Below are 20,241 nucleotides of genomic sequence, written 5' to 3'. Positions count from 1 at the left end.
TGTCGAGAATTAAGCGCTTACCAATTTGGGGACATGAACATTAAGGCAGATCTTGTCGAGAGCAAAGGCAAAACCTTTGTGGCGTTTAATGGGACAGATCAGAATGGGAAAGTGCTCAAACATGCGTTTGTTAATGGCACGCGTATTAATATGAATGGGAAGAAGTACCCTCTCAATTCATTTAAATCGATGCAAGCAGGCTTTAGTCCTCAATCAAGGGCTACAAACTTTAAGGGGGCAGGAGTTTTAACGTTTGTGGTGTCGGCTAGTATAGCGACTAGCGATTTAGCTTTTAAAGATGATTATCACTTAGTGGATTGGTTTGGTAATGTTGGCGCAGATATGTTTAAGGCTCTGATTCAGTTTGGGATTGGTGAGGCCGCTTTGTTTGCAGCAGCGACTCTGACTGGCTCGCTATTAATAGCAGGGGTTGTTTGTGCGTTAGCTTATCTAGCCATTGAATTTATGTGGGGAAAATATGATATTTCAAATTCAATTGTAACGGAGCTTGAAAATGCAGTCCAAAACTAGAGTTAGATTAGCTGTAATTTTTATGTGGGTGCTTGGGCTTGGTGCTTGGTGTTTGATATCTTATGACGTGCTTCAAAGCTACTTGGATCTGTTGAATCATGAGCGCGTTGTTACGTTTTCTCCAATAGCATTATGGCTTCCTATTGGTTGCTTTGGGTTGGTTCTCTATTTGATTTTTATGACACCAAAGGCGTTTTATTACGGGAAAACAATCGTCCAACTAGAGTCAAAGCAAACTAGAGCCAAGTGGGACAAGATAATACTGTTATTTACTCTTGTTGGTGTGGCGTTTGCATCCGGGTGGACGTACCATACTTTTGATTTAATTGATAAGTATGGCTACATGTATAGTGAAGAACTCAATAGAAATGCAGGTACAAGTATTTACCGAAAATGGGTAAGATCAATGTGACAGGTTTAGAAAATCCCATCGAAACCGAACGTTAGGATTACGGAAAAACGACTATAAATAGAGCCTATTTAGACTTGAATTCTTTAGTACGAACCTAAACTAATCTTTTTGCTAGTGTGACTTTACTCATCGTACTAGCTCTTTACAACTTTGCCATACATGTAGTTATTCATGAGTCGCTAATGTTCGATTTTCCGAAGTTCAATTTTGTCAAAAGCCTTCTTACGAAAGTAGGTTTCTGGTTCAGAACGGGACAAAAGCGCCTTAGTGTCAGATACTTACGTTTCGAGTATGTTGATGTGGATCGACACGTGCAGGGTTGATAAAGTACGGCATATTATTCAAGAACGACGTGACGGTTAATTAATGCGATTTTTTACTAAGAATAGAAGTTCGAAAAAAAGAATAATCGAAGAGTGGGTATATGAGCAAGTTGCCGACGAACTGGGTAATGGAGAAATACGCAAAGGTTTGTGGACTAAAGCTCGTGGACTATCTGAAGGTGATACAAATAAATGTGAGAGCATTTATATACAGCTTAGAGCCGAATCGATTGTTGATGAAGCTAAGGTTCTTAATGAAGCCTGTGAACTGGTTGCTCGGAATGAAGCGAAAAGAGCTGCAAAATCAGCGACGGAACAACAAGTGCAGGCTTCGAAAGCTGAAAAAGAACAGGTCTCAGATGCTTGGGAATCTCAATTGCTATTATCTATTCACAATGAAGATTACGACAAGGTACATGGTGTAATGCGCTCCGGCGTAACTATCCCGAATGAGGAATTTGCGGAAAAGTGCAGGTTTCTACTTACTAAGTGCAAGAGCCAAGATTTGGTTAACCTTGTCACCTTTTTTCTGAAACAGAGTAACTACTAGTGCAATGATGTGTCCCTACGGGACAATAGCGCCTTGGTGCTAACGGTCTAGAACACTTGAGTCGAAACCTGAAGATTTGGTTATGTTTATCTCTGCTGGCAAGCTGAAAAGACATCATCCTCAAATTAGAAGCTTAAGCTTTAAGAACAAAAATAGCCGCTAAATCTAGCGGCTATTTATTAAATATCAGTCCTTAGACTCCATCTTCTCTAGCGCTTCCATCAGAATCTTCGCGGTCTTTGCGTCGTCGTTATCCAGAGCTTCTTTTATCTGAGCTTTCAGTGCGGAAATCGCAGTATTGTCGTTCTCGATAGTGGTACGAACGGTCTGCCGAATCGCTTCTTCTTTAGCTATCTTACGAACCTTGTTCTTCTCGAGTTTATCTGTTACTTCTTTTCTTGTTTTACTAATTTTATTCACACTTGGCTTTACTACGTACTTCCAAATCCCACAACCACCACCAAACACCGCTATAGCTATCAGAATCAGTATTAACGCTCTTTCTTGGTTCTGTGCATCATACTTAGCATCGAACTCGGCTTTGGCTGCACCCTGAATAGCGTTGTAAGCATTATTGAAGCCTACCAACTTAACGGACTTTTTAACGCTGTATGTTGGGTACTTATCGTACTCACCGTGGAAAGTAGGTTTAAGCCCGTCAAGCTTAATCAGCTTATCATCAGGTATTTTTCCATAACCACTAACGCTAACTATAGGATCGGACTCACCTAACATGGACTGAATTAAGTCATTCTCTTTCTTGTAATCAATTCTGTTGAAATCGGTGTTCGTACGCACACCAAGTTTTCCATTAGAAACCGTTACGAAATAGCTGTGACCAAAACTAGTTCTCGAGTCGTTTGCCATAGTGCTACGAACATAGACTGAGTTGTTGCAGTAGCTTTCTTTGTAAGAAATGAAAATGCCCTTGTCCCATTTAGGGTCACAGTATCGAGATAAGGTAAATGTTGTATCCTCATCTATCTTCCAGATGTAGGACGATGGGTAATTTTGTTCTGAGACTATGTCGATAACATCAGTTTTAGCCATTGCCAAAGCTGGTAGTAACAATAAAAGCGAAGCAAGCTTGGTCTTATGGTTCGTCATTTTCTGTATATCTTTTGGAGCGGTTAGAGTGGCGCATATCATACAAGAAATGAGAAGTGGATGTCCTGTTGTTAATGTAAGAGGTTTTTAGTTTTTGATTTCCTACCTGTATAAAAGTTGACTGAATCACAAGGATGAGAATAGAACCATCCGGTTTGCAGTGGCAATCTTCACGATGGCGATATGACTAACATTACGTGATCAAGTCTATTCCTTGTTGTGAAAACGGTAACTCTTGCCATCAGGCAAATTGTTTGGGGACAGAAGCGCCCTACATTTGCTCAGCCACTATCCCCTCTACTTTGTGCTTTAGATTTGAACTAGGCACGCCTCATCGGCTTTGAGGTAAGTGGCGGTGAATCCAGCGAGGTCAAACGTCGCGCCGTAGAGACTTATACCATCGGTGTAGTTTGCGTTTCCATCGACATCAACACGCACGTTATCGCGACGCTTGAATGCTGTGATTAAGTTGCTGGGAATTGGCGAGATAGAATACTCAATTTCTTGGTTGTAGCGCCCTTGAAATGTAGTTTTAATGAGAACAACTTTCGCAGAAACTACGGCTATTAAACCTTTATCGGTAGAAAAGCGAAGAGGGAAATTTTTCCCGTAAATATCTACATGGTCGGCAAGATTAGCTTTAAGAGTTAGCGAGAGGGTTCGACTGTCACAATTATTTAGTCGCCTGAGTACGCCAAGGAAGCTGCCGTTCACTGAGTTTGTGGCGTTCATCATTACGTAGTCGTTAACTGAAGCTACGCGCCAAGCTTTGTGCTCCCAAGCTGAAACAACGAGTTTGCCCCTGTTTTCAGAGGTGCTGCTAGTTTTGTATGTTGTGGTGCGATTGGGAGTGATGCTAGTGGTTTCGATCTTAGATTTTGTTGTTGTCTGGGTTTGTGGTTGTTTAGCGTAATAGTCGGATATCAAGGTCGCTTGGTAGCCAACAATCACGGCACAAAGAATGATGAAATACCACTTTACTCGGCGTTTACTAGCTTCAATCCTTTTTGCTTTTCTAATGGCTTTGAGTTCGGCCTTACGTTGTTTCTCTAATCTTTGTTGCTCAAGGACTTCCTTGTACTGCTCAAGACTCATGTCGCTTGGTCTGCCAAAAAGCTTATTCGCAAGAGCAAACCCAATCGTCATTTCAATGACCGCAGCACCTGCAAAGATAAGTCCGAAAGCGGCAGATGAGATGATGAACGCGATCGCTGATATAGCCAAGGTACCCACTAGGATAGGGTGGTTAGCTTGATTAAATTCTATTTTTTCTTCTCGTAAAAAACACCAAAGGACCACACCAAGTGCGATCCCAAAGCAAAAGCGTTCTAGCATTTTGGATTGTCCTTAATCCGAATATTTCACTGTAAAACACTATAACCGAAGTAATGACGTTGTACTATTTACTTATATAATAAGTGCTTGCTGTGTCATCCTTTGTTTGCTGTGGCTAAAGTAAGTGGATAATTCGTTGGGTCTCGGGAGGGTAAATGAATAAATATTTTCAATACTCTACTCTAGTCTAGTTGTTATAAAGCTTGACAGTTTTTACTTATGGGTCAACTAAAGTCCAGTTGGGTAATCGCATTGGGACAAAAGCGCCTTAATGCAAACTGCTACATTGCAATACTCCTGTCTCCAGCGTTATGTACACGGACTTGTTTTAGACTTTTAGCTTTGCTCATATCATATTGATAATTAATCATATTTATAATACCGTGTGCTTTTATATGCAACAGGGAATGATAATGAGAAAAATATTAGCAGTTGGTTTGATTTTAATGACTCTAGGTGGCTGTGCAACAGTACCAATGGCTTCTAATGAGGAAGATGCAAAAGCTAAAGAGTTTGCAACACCACCAGATGGCAAATCTGGTTTATATATATTCAGAGATTCATTTGTAGGCAAAGCGCTTAAAAAGACGATTCGTGTCGATGAGCAAATTATTGGAGAATCGGCTCCTGACGTATATTTTTACAGGGTTATCGATGCTGGTAAGCACGTAATATCTACTGAGTCAGAGTTTAGCCCAAATGACCTAATAATTAAGACGGAACCTAAGAAAAACTACTTTGTTGAAAACTATATCAAAATGGGAGTTTTTGTGGGCGGAGCAGAATTAGAAGAAGTCAGTGAGTCAGAAGGTATGACCCGGGTGAGTAAGCTTAAGTTAGCGAAATAACCAGACATTAATGCAAACAGTACGAGTGGTGTTAACGCAGTCCTGTTTGCTTTTCAAGCCTATTTCAATACACTCTGGGACAAGAGCGACTAAGGTTGATTGATCCTAAGTTTCGGAGACTAGACAACGAGTTAATCAGTTATTGATAGCGAAATATCACCTTAAACCAAGCATCGACAGCATGAGCTACACCAAGATATAATTCGTTCGCGAATTGAGGATCGTTCTCTTTCTCAAACAACCACTTCAATTCTTCTTGATCAATAAAAGCCATTCCTTCGCCATCTGGATAGATAATCGACAGATCTTCATCACCATCAAACACCAATCTTGTACCGCAAGGACTTTCACACAGAATAAGCTTACCCGATTCCCATTCATCAACACACGGGGATCCGTTGAGATATCTAAAATAGTCACTGTAGGTTGGTATGAGGTGGTTGGGTATGTTCAAACTCTCAAGCTGTTCTTTTATGAGGCGGGTGATGGTATCTCGTAACTCCCAACCAGATAAATGAGGATAATCAACTCCGTGTGTTGAACCATCCATCCTATTCTTGATGTGCTTGTAGTTTTCCATAACAAATACCTTAATCCTATATACCAACATCATCCTAAATTTCGACAGACTAGACAATGCAATGCTTAACTATCCCATAATGAATGTATTCTCGTTAGACAGTAAGCGCCAATTACTCGCGTATATTGGATTTGAAAAAGTTATCTAACAGAGAAGGCTCTATCTCGTTGCAACACGGAAACGCCCAAAACCTTCTTATGCTCCCGAGTTTCAGGTTCGGATGGGACAAAAGCGACTCAGAGTTTGTTGTCAAAAGAATGGGGGGTCATCGATAGATACCCGCACCTAAGCCAAATCGATGAAAATTATCAATGATGTTTAAATGAGGGACCTAAATACCTACATTTGTTGTTATATTTCGCATTGCATGCCTTCCAAGCCTCGGCCTCGTTTTTGTAATAGCCATTGCTATCTTTGGTCGGTGCTGTTATTGAGCTGACGCAACTACCAAAAAATATGAGTACCCCAAAAAAGAGGATGGGAGCGAAGCATCCATTGAATAAACCGCTTGAGGGGGCAGTGAGCCTAGGGTTTGGTTGAGCTGTGGATTTGATAGTTGGCGATCTAGGGTTCGCTTTCTGAACAGTTTTTACTGGTAATTCAACTTTAGGTGCACGACCGTTTACGTTTCTTGCCAGCGCTATAGAGCTTGTAGGTATGCCAGTAAAATCGGCTGTCACAAATTTTACTGATACGGTTGAGGCATTGCACTCTATGACAAGCCCGTTACCCAAATCTGGTCGGGACTTATGAATCACAACATCGCCTTGCTTAAACATCGAACACCTTTACACCATCATTAAAAAGGGTCGGCACTTTCTCATGAAGGTTCGTTTAACTCCACTGATTTTTACTCTTCCTACATTTGTCTGCATCTAAAGCGTTAGCATAACCATCAGCGGTACCAGAGTTATACGAGGTGTAATATTCCCATCGGTTTAATTTCGCTTTGGTCAACAAAGAGCGTGTAGTTTGGGTTTACCACGGGTTCGTAACAAGGTTTTCCTCAAAATCGTTTACAGAGCCAAGAATTGGGACAAAAGCGCCTTAGTTCAATAACTCTAAACAAATTTTGGTGTGGGTGTATTCAATGAGGCGATAGAAATATGGTAACGGGTTAGAATGGTGGTAATTTTATCATGGTTCATTTCGTGATTAAGCCATCCTTAGCTTATGGGGTTAGTTCAGCACAGTCTTGTTTGTGACACATTACATAAAACATGGTGCTGTTATGTGCGATTTACCATGTTTAAATGTCTACTTAGGCTCAATATCTAGGTACAAGTTCGCTAACGCTTTGTTTTTACCCAATTACTATCGATTTTTATGCCTTTTGCCATATCGAGACGAGCTTCATTACGAAGGTTTTCATTTGACATCAATCGATTGAGAACCATCAGTGGCACCTTTTTCATTTCTTTACCGAAAGTACCGTTTGTAAACGCCTTGTGTAACTGGATGTGCTGGTAATGTGTAGTTTTAGAAATTCCAAGGTGTGACTTTGACCAAGCTAACCAAGAGGCAGTCGTGTCAAAGTGGATTTTTGCTGCTTCTATTAGCTCTCCGCGCTTCAAGTAAGCATCAATTTCAAGTTTTGCTAAATCGGATAACTCCCGACTGATATTCTTTAATTTCATTCATTTACCAATAGTTATAGTAATAATTAATACATAGGGGGAACAATTGATTTTCAATATCAACTTCCCATTATTATGAGCAAAATAATCGCTACGACGACTGCTGCACCCAAAGAAAATAAACACCCTAATACGCGGAAAACACCAAAAGTCAGACAAAGCCCTACAAACAATAAGATTTCTAACATTTACTTCCTATGCATCCGTAACGGCTTCATAACAAGAACTGAAAACAGCGTTGCTAAAATCTCTGATTTGACCTTCCTTTAGTGACTGAGAGGTATAATAGGGCGAATTATATGCTTCCTTTACCATTAAGGCACCGGGATCTTTCCCCCCAAGAATTTGCATAGCTTCAGACATTGGTAAATCATTTTGCCTTAGCGTCATTGCTTCTCGCGCAATAGATTCAAACTCTGCACAAAGCTCAACTGTCTCATCATGCTTTTTAGCAAAAGTCACTGTAGATATGGAAGCGCTCGTTATAAGAGCTATTAAGGACAAATTAAAAGTACACTTCATTAGGTAGTATGGGTTCAATGGAACTAGGGCTGGATTTATACCATATTTGCTGTGACCTAATTATTGATCTTTACCAATAACGCTAAAAGTTACTCGACCTTCCATACCTTTGGTTGTTCAGGGTGCCATAATTTAGAAAGGTTACTTACGCTTATGTCAAAATTATTGTTGCGTTTCTTGGTTTCGCACTTGTTCTGCACAGTTGTAACCGGATCTAAAGTTTTAGGTGAGTTCGGGACAAAAGCGCCTTAGCTGTTATGCTCTAACCCGTGTTTTAAGCGCTTACACAGTTATGATAAACCACTTCTTAATATTAGAGGGGGATCGCACTTAGAAATTGAATTTTCAGGTATGGTATGGGTTTTATCTATATGATTTTTAGAAAGATATTGGCTAGAGGCTAAAGTGAAAAGAATTTACATCATAGTAATGTTGACCTTACTTATGGGTTGTGCAGGAAGTCAAACTCATTTGAGAATATTAGAATCTGGAGGGGACATACGAACGGAATTATCGGATACAGATGAATATGATTACAAAGTTTATATAAAAAACACTATAGACTTTGGTTGGGATGGTGGTGACGAGAAAGATCGGTTAAACGCTGTTCAAATGATGTTTAAAGACTCGTGCCGTTCTGTAGATGTTCTAGAACAAACACCGATTCACCGAGGTGAGTACGGAATAGGCAAAGAAGCTATAACTTGGGTCATGAAAGTAAAATGTACAAGATGATTGAACACTAGAAGTACGGCTCGATAAATCGAAGTGTAATGGGGTAGTGAATTTAACCAATAAATCAAATACTCGTAAGTGATTGATTAATAAGGTTAATTTAAGTTTGGCAAAGTTACTGACTCACAATGGTTCAGAGGCGTGTTATTACGCTATGCTTAGGGACCAACTAGGGAGGGAGAGCTTCCAACTCAGTTTTTAAGACCGATTTGAGTCAGTTCGAACAATAAAGGCTCTTACTTCCATCCTCTGGAATATTTCTCGTCATATTTAAATGGAAGTGACAATATGAAAAAGATTATTGGATTAATCACTCTTGCTTTGGCTCCATCAGGCTTCGCCAACACGAGCCTTGAAGGTGTGGTCATTATAGATTTTGACAACAAACGAGGCTCGCAGTTTGCCTCCGTCTACCCAAATCATAAGAGTCTCACGCTATTTGATTTTAGGGCTAAGCCAAGACAAGGCTCAAGCATGACCCTGAAGCCAAGAGCTAAAGGCGAAGATATAACCTACTTGACCTACATATCTCCTCACCCGCAGAAAAAGGCCAAAAGACCTTGATGATCATGCTGCCCGAACACTGTGATGACATTGAAGCTAACGGCCTATATGACGGAATGAGCATAAAAACAAATAATCAGAATGTTAGGTACTCGTACAATTGTCATGAGGATACCCCTTACTTGTGGCCTTTCTCTAATCAAGGTAATGAATTCGTGATAGATGCATTCAAAAAGAGCGCGAACGTTTCCTTTGAGTTCCCGCACCAGTTTTTGTTCTTCTCTGCGCATGGTTTCACCAAAGCTTGGGCTGAGTTTGGTGGTGATGCGCTCTAGATCGTCAAACCTCCAAACAAAAGGCGCTTGATGGTGGGGCTTTCAGTCCGTATTTTGTGAAATCTTAATTTAAGAGTTTGTGTAGCTCATTTAAGTCGAAAGACGTGCTTTTTCTCCCCAGTGATAGCCTTCCTTGGGGACAAAAGCGACTTAGGGCTTTCGCTCGCTTGATAAAGACTCATTGTCAAAGTATGGGCCATGAGCCAGCATGCCACGTAGGACTTCTCGCTCAATGATTATCATCATGTTGTAACCTAGCAACATAGCCGCTTCTGTCCTCAACTCCTCGCAAGCGAGTTGTGCATTAAGGTTTTTTGAACTTTTTAACCCCTCAAGATTTGAGAAGTATATAGTAGCTGCTGAGAAAAAACGCTGATTAACGGGCATACCTAAATAGGACGCAACATCTTCCGGCGTACCGTCGTTGATGGTGGATAGTAAACCATCAATAACAGTTTGATTCTCCATGTTCTTTTCTAGAGAGATTTCTGCCATGTACTTCAATGCTTTCTCACCCCCCTCTAGGCTTCGATCTATAAACCAAGATATTTGGTTGTGGTGATCAACCTGATTTTGTCGATACAATTGAAGACCTAAGAGCATAAATGTAAATAAAGATAGGATTGGAGTGTAAAGCCCTCCAATAGCACTGCCCATTTGACCCCAGTCATCATTGCTTTCCCAGATGCCAAAACCGAAGGTATAAATATAAAATGCAATAGGGCTAACTAATGTCCCCCAAAAAATCACAAGAATAGCTATGTGTTGCCAATTAAGTTTCATTTATCCCTATCTGGCAGGGTAGATGTCACTGTTAAAATTTAACCAGTTTGGGCGATAAAGAGTAATTGTGTCTCGTATCTCAGTAGAAAGAAAAGAAGCTATATTGAAGAAGCTATTACCTCCCTATTCAATGTCAGTTAAAGAAGTGTCGGAAGAGGAAGGAATTAGCACTGCGACCCTGTATCATTGGCGCCAGCAACTCAGACGTTCAGGAGCCGCCGTGCCAAATAGCAACACTTCATCAGAGCAGTGGTCAGCTCAAACTAAACTTGCCATTGTCGCTGAAACCTACTCAATGACCGAAAGTGAACTCAGCCAATATTGTCGTGAAAAAGGTCTTTTTCCAGAGCAAATCCAAAGCTGGCGCAGCGAATGTATGCAAGGGTTTAAGTCGAGTAAAGAGCAGGAAGCTGAAGCAAAGAAGCAGGCTAAAGCTGACAAACTTGAAATCAAAGAGTTGAAGAAAGATTTACGACTCAAAGAAAAAGCACTCGCTGAAACGGCCGCTCTCTTGGTATTAAGAAAAAAGCTGAGAGCCTTTTACGGGGAAGAGCCAGAGGACGACTAACCTCAACCGATGAAAGGCAGACCATAGTGACTCTTATCCTTGAAGCGAAGCAATGCGGGTGTCGTTTAGAGCCAGCTTGCCATGAAGTTCAAATCGACTTGAGAACGTATCGTCGCTGGTATCAGCAAGGTGAAGTTCAAGCTGACAAAAGGCCAATATGCCTCAGACCTGAGCCTGCTAACAAGCTGTCGCAGGAAGAGCGTGATGCGATAATCGAGGTGTGTAACCGCTCTGAGTTTGCAAGCTTGCCTCCAACTCAAATCGTCCCGACACTGCTTGATAGAGGTGAGTATATCGCCTCTGAGTCGAGCTACTACCGAGTGTTGAGTACGCAGGGGCAACTTCACAAACGAGGTCGTCAGCGGAGCAGACAGAAGCAAGCGAAGCCAACCAGTTACACAGCGACGGACTCGAACCAAGTCTATACGTGGGATATCACTTACTTACCTTCAAAAGTTCGAGGCCAACATTATTACCTGTATGTCATTGAGGACATCTACAGTCGAAAAATTGTTGGTTATGAAGTGTATGAGCATGAATGCGGTGAGCTGGCGTCACAACTTCTGCAACGAACGTTGATGCGAGAGCAGTGCTTCAATCAAGCTCTGGTTCTTCACTCCGATAATGGTGCGCCGATGAAGTCGTTGACGTTCAAAGCCAAAATGGAAGAGTTAGGTATTACTTCATCGTATAGTCGCCCAAGAGTCAGTGATGATAACCCGTATGTTGAGTCATTGTTCCGCACGGTAAAGTACATGCCAAGCTGGCCAACGAAAGGCTTTGAAACAATCGATAGTAGCCAAAGTTGGGTTGAAGCCTTCGTACGCTGGTACAACACCGAGCACAAGCACAGTCAGCTAAATTACGTCACGCCTTCAGAGCGTCACAATGGAAAAGATAAAGAGATCTTGAAGCGTCGTGTAGAGGTATTGCTCGCTGCAAAACAGCGAAAGCCTGAGCGGTGGTCTGGTGATATCAGGAACTGTGCGCCTGTTGGTGACGTTCACCTAAATCCAGAAAGAGAAGCTGCTTAATAAGTAAGCAAATGATGACAACTACCTTGAAAAACACCGTTATTTTCCAAATATATCCGGCTAGCCAGTGGCATTGATATTAATCGAGTTAAATTAGAAGCTTCTTGGTACAAAAGCGCCTTAGAATGACGTAGAAGAGGACTAAGTTTAGTCCTCTTCGGAAACGAATTATTAATTAGGGTGCCAGTCTTCACCGTATTACACTTATAAGTGTTTAGTCCACACCTCGTTCTTCATTCAACTCCATTTTCTGAGAAATCAAAAAAACGAGATGGTAAGGCTTTCCTAACTATATAGCTGAAAGCTCGTGAACGTTGAAATTTAAGTACACTTTTATAATCAAACTCTTGTCCACGAATATCATCTCTTGCAGCCCGACTAATAGAGGCTTTGTCCCTATGATTCTGTTCGTTAGCAATTAACTCTAAATTTGGGTAACAGCCGTCTAGCTTTGAGCGTATTATTATTATGCTTTGCGCTTCTTTTTGAAATGCATATAGTTCATGTAACGGCATCTCGAATTCTAGAACGAACATATTATTAGAGGGGCTACGACTAAGAATCAAAGTAGTTGAGAGTTTGCTACTTAAATTTCTGGCAATCTTAGAAATTTCGTAATAATTATCTCGCATAACTTGAAGATTTCCCCAGATTAACTCCCAAGTTATCTCGTCGATATCTTTTGGTCTTCTCTGCTGAAAATAATACCCTTTTTCAAATTCATTATAAGCGCGTTCGTCTTGAGCTTCCCGCTCCATTTTGTCATGCTGACGGTCAGTTCCTGTATATACCAAATTACTACTCCTTTACAAAGCTCCACATAACAACAATTCTAATTGATTTGTTAGTTTACTCTGTGCATACAGAAAACCATGGGATTGCCCGTGGATGAATGCTGATATCAAAGCACAGTGTTGGGACAAGAGCGCCTTAGTGCTATTGGTCTAAAACATTTCTGTCGGGTGGACGACACTTGTTACCAAGTGCCGTCTCCCTAAGAACCCAGCGTGCAACTTTCACTGCACTAGGCTCAAGCCTCCACAAAGGCATCAAATGATACCCAGCAACTTATAAAGCAGTCGGAGCAGGCTCTTTCCAAGAGTTACGAGCTTGCCGTTTGGACTTCCTTTTAGCCAAGTATTCTTGGTATTGAGGGTCAAATGGTGTCACTGCACTTCGGATTTTTACATGCCTTTCTATTGGCACTTTAGCTATTTGGAACAGATTGAACTGGCAATCCATATCCATGATCTTCTGCCAACCGTGAAACTGCCATTGGCCTTTTCGGTTGATGAAGTATTTTAGGGCAATCCAAGTTTTAGATTTTGTTGGATGACGCCTTTTAGCCCAGTGCCATAACGTATGGAATAGCTTGTGACCGACATATCCGAATACCTGTTTAGCCACGCAGTGTCGATAATAGTTCGACCATCCCCTGAGTTTCGGATTTATCAGTTTGATAAGATCATTCACTGGAAGAGTTACGTTCTTTTTAATGAGTTCACGCAGATTACTTAAGAACATCAACGTATTGGATTTGCTCGGCTTAATGAGCAATTTTCCTTTGTATTTTCTATGGTTGAACCCAAGAAAGTCAAAGCCATCGTTGATATGAGTGATGTGCGTTTTCTCTTCGGATAATGTTAAGCCTCTTTCCGCTAAGAAATCAGCAATCAACGGTTTGATATCGTTCTCCAGCACTTCCTTTGAAGCGCAAGTGACGACGAAATCGTCAGCGTATCCAATAAAGTTGGCTCTAGCACCCTTTTTGAGTGCCGTAGACTTAATGTGCTGTTCGAGACCAGAGAGTGTCATTAACATCAAGGTTGGGGATATAATCCCGCCTTGAGGCGTGCCTTCATCGGTGTCGTAAAATAGCCCTTTGTCTACAAAACCAGACTTTAGCCATTGCTTCAACATACGTTTATCAACAGCAACATTGTCCATAAGCCATTGATGCCCGATTTTGTCGAAACAGGCTTTTATGTCCCCTTCAAGAACCCATTGCGCTGACCGTTTCTGACTCAAGCAGATAAAACACTGGCCGATTGCATCAGCAGTGCTGCGCCTTGGTCTAAAACCGTAGCTGTTAGGGTCGGCAAGACTTTCTGACACAGGCTCTAATGCTAATAGGTGAAGTGCTTGTTGCGCTCTGTCTATCATGCATGGGATGCCCAGTGGCCTAAGTTTGCCATTCTTTTTGGGGATATATATACGCTTGAGCGGTTTGGCTTGATATGCCTTTCTACTCAATTGATTGACTGCTTTCATGCGGCGTGTATCTGTATTCCAGATAACACCATCTATTCCAGACGTTTTACTGCCTTTATTTTGAGATACTCGCTTAACAGCAAGAAGTTTTGCTGAACGAGAATGAGTCAGTAACCACTGCAAGGCTTTCGCCTTTCCGTGTTTACCGTCTCTAGTTGCCTTTGCGATACGCATCTGAAGTTTTAATACATGCGATTCAACGGATTTCCAGTCTATTGACTGCCATTGAACGCTGTCAGGAGAGGCACTAATCTCTTTTGAAATCATCATTTGCATTTCTCCTTGAATAAAGTTCTTCAAATTCTCTCGCAACGGGAGACCAGTCAGAAGTAGGCTCACTTTCGTGACCAGATATAAGTCTGTATCTGCATCGTTACAATGCAGCCTTCGCTTTTTCCAACCTCCTATACCTGCACCACTATCGGCCACATAGGCTTTCCCAGAGGGAGTGATACAGGCTTACCGTGTTCCGTATGTCGCGCAATATCAGGGTAGATGCCCGCTATGGTGCGAAGAGTTCAATGATCACGAAAGAGCATGGGGCAATCTCTTTCCGACTCTCATGCCTTTTGGCTACAGCGTATTAACCACTTCCGCTGTTTCATCGTATAACGCACCTTACGCGGATTCACTTATGTTCATCATACTGACTACCTAGCACTCACCCGATTGTGGTTATCAGGAGGATCGTCCTCTCACGATTTAGATCCCGACTGGTGCATGACCAATCTTCGTTACATTGTCAGACTCGCTACTTTATTCAGAGTCCTAGGTTCATCTGGTGATACAGATGGTTCACACATTAAGCGGTGAACAGCGCTTCATACGACCTCACGTCGCACGCCCCATTCAGTGTTAGCCTTGCAGTTTATACCTATCTTGGTTGCGGCTCTTTATCTAAACTAAAGTAATGTTATTGCTCACTGAGACCAAACATAACTCTCCATTGAAATGGAGTGATGCAAGATTGGACTTTCCAACATCGTAAGATTATCAGCGTCATCTTTTGCTCCCATAGCAATAACTAACGGCAAATAATGCTCAGAGGTAGGATGTGACTTCGCATAGTGAACAGACTTAACGTGAGGCTGTTTTGCCTCCGCTAAATTGCCTTCAAGAGCGATTTTCCGTGCCCAATTTTGGAATTTGTTTGCATAATCTGCGACGCGCTCGTGACTCATTCGAATGTCATATAAATTGTGCGTCAGGCTACCTGAGCAGATAACCGCAATATTCTGCTTACGCAATTGTTTCAAGGTATTACCGAGCTTTTCTAGTTCATCTGGTGACAGATCAACATTCAGCGACAATTGCACTATTGGCTTGTCTGCATTTGGGCGCAGGTGATACAGCGGTACCCAAACACCGTGATCCCAGCCTCGGTAATTGTCCGCCTTAGTTTCGAAACCATTGTTGGTTAATAAGTCGATGACTTTATTACCAACAATGTGTGAGCCCACAGCAGGATAGTTCAACTCGTACAATTCAGGTGGAAAGCCACCAAAGTCGTGAATGGTTTCTGGTTGGTCGTTGGTGATAACGACATTTCCGCGGGCAACCCAATGTGGTGATATCACTAATATAGCTTCCACATCATCAAATTTAGCTACTTGATGGGTTAAATTATCGGTCGCCTGTTGTTGAGCCTCGATGCTTGCGCCTAACGCAAACATCGGAGAACCGTGACCAACGAACATCAGAGGTGCTAGTTTCATACTCCCTCCGGTAAATATTTAAACCAATCCAAGTACGGCCCCTGAGGAATTATGCCAGATGGATTTAGCGCAGTTACCGAGTAATAGCCCGCTTTAATATGATCGACACGAGTGTTTTTCGCAAAGGCTTCGATTTGTAATAAGCGGTCCAAATACGCTGACAACGCAGGGTAGTCAGAGATGGCTTTGATGTTAGTTTTAAATAGGCCATGGTAGGCCACATCAAATCGGATCAAGGTAACGAATAACCGAATGTCGCTTTCGGTTAGTTGGTTGCCAACGGCAAAATCGTTATTCGCAAAATGTGTTTCCAGTTCTTCTAAGCGAGCGAAAATATCAACCATGGCTTCGTCGTAAGCTTTCTGGCTTGAAGCGAATCCTGCGCGATACACGCCATTGTTTAAGCTGTCGTAGATACTGGCATTAAACTCTTCAATTTGTGATTGCAACTCAGTCGGGTACAAATTGATGTTTGAATTATGAATCGGTCTTAAGTCTTCGTTCAAAATATGAAGAATATCAGCAGACTCGTTGTTGATGATTTTGTTATCACCACAATCCCAAAGTACAGGCACAGTCGCTCGACCAGTGTATTGGTCATCAGTCATCGTATAAAGATGGTGAGCGTATTCCACTCCCTCAATGCCACTCTCTGTAGAGCCTACCGTTGAATCAGATTCACCCCCAAATTGCCAACCGAAATCTGTTAGTACTGGGTCTAAGATTTTTACGTCAATTACATCTTCTAAGTTAAACAACGAGCGAGCAATTAATGTGCGTGTTGCCCAAGGACAAATGTAAGCAGCATAGAGTCGCAAACCTTTATCGACTGCTGACTGTGCATCGTCAATGCGATTTGTGAATGCGCTGCTTTGGCGGATGAAGCGGCCTTCACTGTCTTTCTCTTGAACGGGATCCCACTTGCGTTCCCACTTACCATTTACCAACATAATCTTTCCTTATTTCGAAGAGCCCCTTGCGAGCGTACGCCATGGGCGTCTGTTGTTTGTCTAATTTGTTTCGAGTCCAATAGCTTTTATTAAGCGGTTTTGGTTGCACCAAGTAAGCGGTTATCAATGGCAAACTTTCCGCCACCTTGAATGGCTAGCGCTAAAGTGGCAGCGAATAACGCCAAAGCAAACTCGTAACCGTTATTGCTGATAAATAAGCCATGGCTGATGTGAACGCTGAAGATTGCCACTAACATGGCAAATGCATTGACCAGTGCTGCTGGGCGAGTCAAAAGGCCAAATATCAAGGCTAAACCTCCGAAGAATTCTGCACTGCCAGCCATCAATGCCATTAGGTAACCGGGTGCTAGCCCAATGCTTGCCATCCATTGGCCAGTACCTTCAAGTCCATAGCCACCAAACCAGCCAAACAGCTTTTGCGCACCATGTGCAGCCAAAATGATTCCTACCGGAACTCTCAGTACTAGTGCCGCAAAGCCAGCATTGGATTGAATTACTTTGTTAAAAATGTGCTTGTTCATGGTATTTCCCTCAGAGTTGATTTATTCAAGTAAGTCTTAACTTGGGAATAAGATTAATCCTTCTCCTTTAGATGATAAATGGCATTATCATTGAATGATTTCCAATGTATTGTTGGTAATTGGCTTATTAAAAGGATTTGTTTAATGGATAGGATTGACACCATGAAGGCGTTTCTCACGGTCTCTAGAGAAGGCAGTTTTACCAAGGCAGCAGAGAAACTGGGAACGTCAAATCAGTTGGTCAGTAAGTACGTATCTCATTTGGAGGAACAACTCGGGGTACGCCTGCTTAACCGCACGACGAGAAAAGTACACCTTACAGAAGCGGGCGAGCGATGTGTGCAACACGTTCAGCACATTTTGGAAAGTATTCAAGACATGGAAGGGAGCATGGGGCAGTTAAAGAATGAGGCGCAAGGTTTACTGCGTATCAGTGCTCCTGTGACTTTTGCTACCAAGCATCTCGCTTCACTTATTCGGGATTTTAAGCAGCTCAATCCGGCTGTGGGTATCGATTTGCAACTCAACGATCGGAAAGTCGATGTGGTTGAGGAGGGCTTTGATTTAGCGTTACGGATCGGGCAATTAAAAAGCTCATCCTTAATTGCAAAGCGTGTTGCTCCGGTTCGGTTGGTTATGTGTGCTTCCCCAGACTATCTTGAACGGCATGGAACGCCAGAGCATCCGGAACAGCTTATTCCAGAGCATCTGCTAAGCTACAGCTACATGGATTACAGTCAATCCGAGTCCCCACTTATGAATGCGCTGAAGCGCTCGTCAAAAGAGGAGAGTTCCGGTATATCCTGCAACAACGGCGATATCCTCGTTGAGTCCGCTATAGCGGGAGAGGGTTATGTTTTTCAACCCACTTTTATCGTGTCTGACGCAGTAAAGAAGGGCCAACTTAACGTTATTCTAAAAGAGTTTGAGCCAGAACCCATGGCGCTATATGCGGTGTATCCGCACCGTAAGCTGATTGCGACTAAGTTGAGTGTTTTTATTGAGTTTCTCAGTGACTATTATGGTGATTTACCGTATTGGGATGATGTTTTTTAAGACTTGAACGGCTCCTGTAGTGGCTAAGTGAACTTGCCCACGTAGTTAGAGGTTTGCAATACCTGAGTTAATCCTTTAAATGCTAATTTAGCAGAATCACTGACTCATAAATGTCCAGAGACGTGTTATGCCGCCATGCTTTGGGACAAGAGCGCCTTAGTGCTATTGGTCTAAAACATTTCTGCCCCATTGCGTTTAGAACGCATGAAACCATCATGAGATTTATTTGGGCAACAAGCTGTTGCCCAATTATCCAACAGCCCGTTTCGTCAATTGTCTCTGCCCCATCCCAGTTTACGTATTTTCAAGAACGTATCAATTCGACTCCACCGTTAATAGGTAGAGACGATTCAACTACTAGCAAAAAGATTTTTCATTTTGTCTTTGAAATCTTTTTAGCAATTTTCCAAGCGAGTTCTTTTTGTTTGTTGGAGATTGGTTGCCTTGTTATTGCTCTATACGGCTGTATTAAAGGCTTTCATAGCAGCTTCCTATTTACCTCGACGTAACCCCAACCATCTTCTTCAGAATATGACCAGTGAACATCTGTGGCTCTGTTGTAGTTACGTGTTGCTGGTCTCTAGGCCCCATAAAACCATTTTGATCCAGTAGATTAGCTTTGTGAGCCAAAAAGATGAGTCAAAGACAGATTTTGTAAAATGTGAGTGGGATATATATCGCCAAGGCATCAAAACACCACATGTCAACATGAAAACAAATGAACCACCCGAATCACTCAGAAATAGACATTCCATTGGTCGAACAAATGAAGTTAGCTTACAATGAGGGCGGGTTTTTACTTGTATTACAGGGATTTGTAGCAATGGTTAGATTTTTTGCGTTTTTGTTTTTAATTTCAATTTCTTTAGGGGTGATAGCTTCGGGTGATGTCACTAAGATCTTTAACAAGGAGACAGGTGACATTGAGTGGTCAGTGGCTGACAGGCAGGTGTTTACCCTTGAGACTGATTGCTATCCCGATAGACTAATATTCCCATCAGGCATGTATGAATTGCTCGGATGGGAGGAGGAATATTACGTGTCCTGCCGCAAACCAAAGCTAACATCAAGAAACGTCTATGCGGACAAGGGATATAGTTATGGGTTTAACGGGGAAGATGTTAGCCTCTTCAATAAATTCTATGGCGATAAGAATTTAAACTTGTTTCTTAAGTCGGAACAACTTGGTAAGACGATTACTTTGCGCATGGAGAGCGAACAAACCAAGTGGACAGGCAAAGATATGGCTCCAATTCGAGTTATTGAGGCAATTATTGACCCTACTGGCATCCAAGAGGCTATTAGCATTCAAAAATCTCGCGTTGAGAAGTCCGCTGAAGAGATGAACATTTATGTTCGGGATGCGAACCGAAAAGCTCTGATTGCACGGGGACTGGGTGTGGCATTCACCCTCTTTGCGGCATTCTTGCTGCGTGGTCAAATACGCAGACTTTTTCTTGTTGTGAAACACACTATCGTTGGCATTGTTGCATTTGCAATTGCTATTGTTGTTGGTGCGCTTAGGTTGCCATTTGTACTTGTCGGGTTAATCCAACGCCATAGAATTCAAAGAATTATTATTGAAGAGGAAATCAGGGCGAAAGCTCGCGCTGATGCTGAAACAAGACATAGCAAGAGTCTCAGCAAATAATTTTGGGCTGATTTGAGCAGTAGACTGTTTCGCAATTGAAGTTCAGCAAATTAGCCTTAAATCATCGGTCAGAACAAACTAAAATTCAAATTGAGCTAACTAACTCCCAATTGCTAGCAGTGCAAGAGCAGAATAAGTTCACAAACTATTATCGTCATATAGAAGAGTTTGATAAGTATGTGTCTAATTTGAATAGCCCACTTAATCGTGGCCTGTTGGCTCGCATGAGCACCTAATAAATGGGTATTGGGA

The 20,241-nt window shown here is 42.0% G+C and carries 20 protein-coding genes and 1 pseudogene; 10 read left to right on the top strand and 11 right to left on the bottom strand.

Annotated features, from left to right (window positions below; translation table 11 throughout):
• The 3 genes and pseudogenes from BCU68_RS17180 to BCU68_RS10015 all read left to right on the top strand — a co-directional run.
• Positions 1-531 (top strand): annotated as a pseudogene (locus BCU68_RS17180) (hypothetical protein); the annotation flags it as partial.
• A complete protein-coding gene (locus tag BCU68_RS10020; RefSeq protein WP_102278090.1) occupies positions 515-943 on the top strand; it encodes a hypothetical protein in 429 nt (142 codons plus the stop codon). The pseudogene BCU68_RS17180 and the gene BCU68_RS10020, both read left to right, overlap by 17 nt.
• A 366-nt stretch (positions 944-1,309) precedes the next feature.
• On the top strand, positions 1,310-1,816 hold the full coding sequence (locus tag BCU68_RS10015; RefSeq protein ID WP_102278089.1) for a hypothetical protein: 507 nt from the start codon (positions 1,310-1,312) through the stop codon (positions 1,814-1,816).
• Between the two features lie 186 nt (positions 1,817-2,002).
• On the opposite strand, the gene BCU68_RS10010 is transcribed toward BCU68_RS10015, so the two are convergent.
• Both BCU68_RS10010 and BCU68_RS10005 read right to left on the bottom strand, forming a co-directional pair.
• Positions 2,003-2,923 carry a hypothetical protein gene (locus tag BCU68_RS10010; protein WP_102564627.1) on the bottom strand — a complete coding sequence of 307 codons (921 nt, stop codon included), beginning with the start codon at positions 2,921-2,923 and terminating at the stop codon, positions 2,003-2,005.
• 309 nt (positions 2,924-3,232) lie between these two features.
• Positions 3,233-4,258, bottom strand: a complete 1,026-nt coding sequence (locus BCU68_RS10005) for a hypothetical protein (protein WP_102564626.1) — start codon at positions 4,256-4,258, stop codon at positions 3,233-3,235.
• 413 nt (positions 4,259-4,671) lie between these two features.
• On the opposite strand from BCU68_RS10005, the gene BCU68_RS10000 reads away from it, so the two are divergent.
• Positions 4,672-5,106, top strand: coding sequence for a DUF2846 domain-containing protein (locus BCU68_RS10000; RefSeq protein ID WP_102564625.1), 435 nt, complete (start codon positions 4,672-4,674; stop codon positions 5,104-5,106).
• A gap of 139 nt (positions 5,107-5,245) precedes the next feature.
• Here the strand turns inward: BCU68_RS10000 and BCU68_RS09995 are convergent, their stop codons facing one another.
• The 3 genes from BCU68_RS09995 to BCU68_RS09980 all read right to left on the bottom strand — a co-directional run bounded on the left by BCU68_RS09995 (position 5,246) and on the right by BCU68_RS09980 (position 7,827).
• Positions 5,246-5,686: a hypothetical protein gene (locus BCU68_RS09995; RefSeq protein ID WP_102564624.1), complete on the bottom strand. Its 441-nt coding sequence runs from the start codon at positions 5,684-5,686 to the stop codon at positions 5,246-5,248.
• A gap of 1,289 nt (positions 5,687-6,975) precedes the next feature.
• On the bottom strand, positions 6,976-7,323 hold the full coding sequence (locus BCU68_RS09985) for a hypothetical protein (protein ID WP_102549736.1): 348 nt from the start codon (positions 7,321-7,323) through the stop codon (positions 6,976-6,978).
• A gap of 195 nt (positions 7,324-7,518) precedes the next feature.
• Positions 7,519-7,827, bottom strand: coding sequence for a hypothetical protein (locus BCU68_RS09980; protein ID WP_133126142.1), 309 nt, complete (start codon positions 7,825-7,827; stop codon positions 7,519-7,521).
• A 423-nt stretch (positions 7,828-8,250) separates the two neighbouring features.
• Between BCU68_RS09980 and BCU68_RS09975 the strand changes: the two genes are divergently transcribed.
• The 3 genes from BCU68_RS09975 (at position 8,251) to BCU68_RS09965 (ending at position 9,419) form a co-directional block, all read left to right on the top strand.
• Positions 8,251-8,580, top strand: a complete 330-nt coding sequence (locus BCU68_RS09975) for a hypothetical protein (RefSeq protein WP_133126141.1) — start codon at positions 8,251-8,253, stop codon at positions 8,578-8,580.
• Positions 8,581-8,868: 288 nt separating this feature from the next.
• Positions 8,869-9,144, top strand: a complete 276-nt coding sequence (locus BCU68_RS09970) for a hypothetical protein (protein ID WP_102564621.1) — start codon at positions 8,869-8,871, stop codon at positions 9,142-9,144.
• 5 nt (positions 9,145-9,149) lie between these two features.
• Positions 9,150-9,419 carry a hypothetical protein gene (locus BCU68_RS09965; protein WP_133126140.1) on the top strand — a complete coding sequence of 90 codons (270 nt, stop codon included), beginning with the start codon at positions 9,150-9,152 and terminating at the stop codon, positions 9,417-9,419.
• 150 nt (positions 9,420-9,569) lie between these two features.
• Here BCU68_RS09965 and BCU68_RS09960 read toward each other — a convergent pair whose 3' ends face one another.
• Positions 9,570-10,202: a hypothetical protein gene (locus BCU68_RS09960; RefSeq protein WP_102564619.1), complete on the bottom strand. Its 633-nt coding sequence runs from the start codon at positions 10,200-10,202 to the stop codon at positions 9,570-9,572.
• 67 nt (positions 10,203-10,269) lie between these two features.
• Between BCU68_RS09960 and BCU68_RS09955 the strand changes: the two genes are divergently transcribed.
• Positions 10,270-11,804, top strand: a protein-coding gene (locus BCU68_RS09955) for an IS3 family transposase (RefSeq protein WP_240700396.1) whose coding sequence is annotated in 2 segments (ribosomal slippage) — positions 10,270-10,738 and positions 10,738-11,804 — 1,536 coding nt in all. Because the reading frame shifts where the segments join, the coding sequence is not laid out codon by codon here.
• Positions 11,805-12,037: 233 nt separating this feature from the next.
• Here BCU68_RS09955 and BCU68_RS09950 read toward each other — a convergent pair.
• From BCU68_RS09950 to BCU68_RS09925, 5 genes are all read right to left on the bottom strand, one after another.
• Positions 12,038-12,598: a hypothetical protein gene (locus tag BCU68_RS09950; protein WP_102564618.1), complete on the bottom strand. Its 561-nt coding sequence runs from the start codon at positions 12,596-12,598 to the stop codon at positions 12,038-12,040.
• Between the two features lie 274 nt (positions 12,599-12,872).
• Complete coding sequence (gene ltrA / locus BCU68_RS09940) at positions 12,873-14,345, bottom strand: group II intron reverse transcriptase/maturase (protein ID WP_102488860.1); 1,473 nt, start codon at positions 14,343-14,345, stop codon at positions 12,873-12,875.
• A gap of 650 nt (positions 14,346-14,995) precedes the next feature.
• Entirely contained in the window at positions 14,996-15,790 is a 795-nt protein-coding gene (locus tag BCU68_RS09935; RefSeq protein ID WP_102564617.1) for a class III extradiol ring-cleavage dioxygenase, read from the bottom strand.
• Complete coding sequence (locus BCU68_RS09930; RefSeq protein WP_017039294.1) at positions 15,787-16,740, bottom strand: glutathione S-transferase C-terminal domain-containing protein; 954 nt, start codon at positions 16,738-16,740, stop codon at positions 15,787-15,789. The genes BCU68_RS09935 and BCU68_RS09930 overlap by 4 nt, the downstream gene beginning before the upstream one ends.
• An 89-nt stretch (positions 16,741-16,829) precedes the next feature.
• On the bottom strand, positions 16,830-17,282 hold the full coding sequence (locus BCU68_RS09925; RefSeq protein WP_017037256.1) for a DoxX family protein: 453 nt from the start codon (positions 17,280-17,282) through the stop codon (positions 16,830-16,832).
• A 144-nt stretch (positions 17,283-17,426) separates the two neighbouring features.
• Between BCU68_RS09925 and BCU68_RS09920 the strand changes: the two genes are divergently transcribed.
• Both BCU68_RS09920 and BCU68_RS09915 read left to right on the top strand, forming a co-directional pair.
• Positions 17,427-18,338, top strand: a complete 912-nt coding sequence (locus BCU68_RS09920) for a LysR family transcriptional regulator (protein ID WP_102320037.1) — start codon at positions 17,427-17,429, stop codon at positions 18,336-18,338.
• 718 nt (positions 18,339-19,056) lie between these two features.
• Positions 19,057-19,989, top strand: coding sequence for a hypothetical protein (locus tag BCU68_RS09915; RefSeq protein WP_102564616.1), 933 nt, complete (start codon positions 19,057-19,059; stop codon positions 19,987-19,989).
• The last annotated feature ends 252 nt before the right edge of the window (positions 19,990-20,241 follow it).

Origin of the sequence: Vibrio sp. 10N.286.49.B3, from assembly GCF_002873395.1 — a bacterium.
GTDB lineage: Bacteria > Pseudomonadota > Gammaproteobacteria > Enterobacterales > Vibrionaceae > Vibrio.
This window is presented reverse-complemented; position numbering and strand designations above follow the sequence as displayed.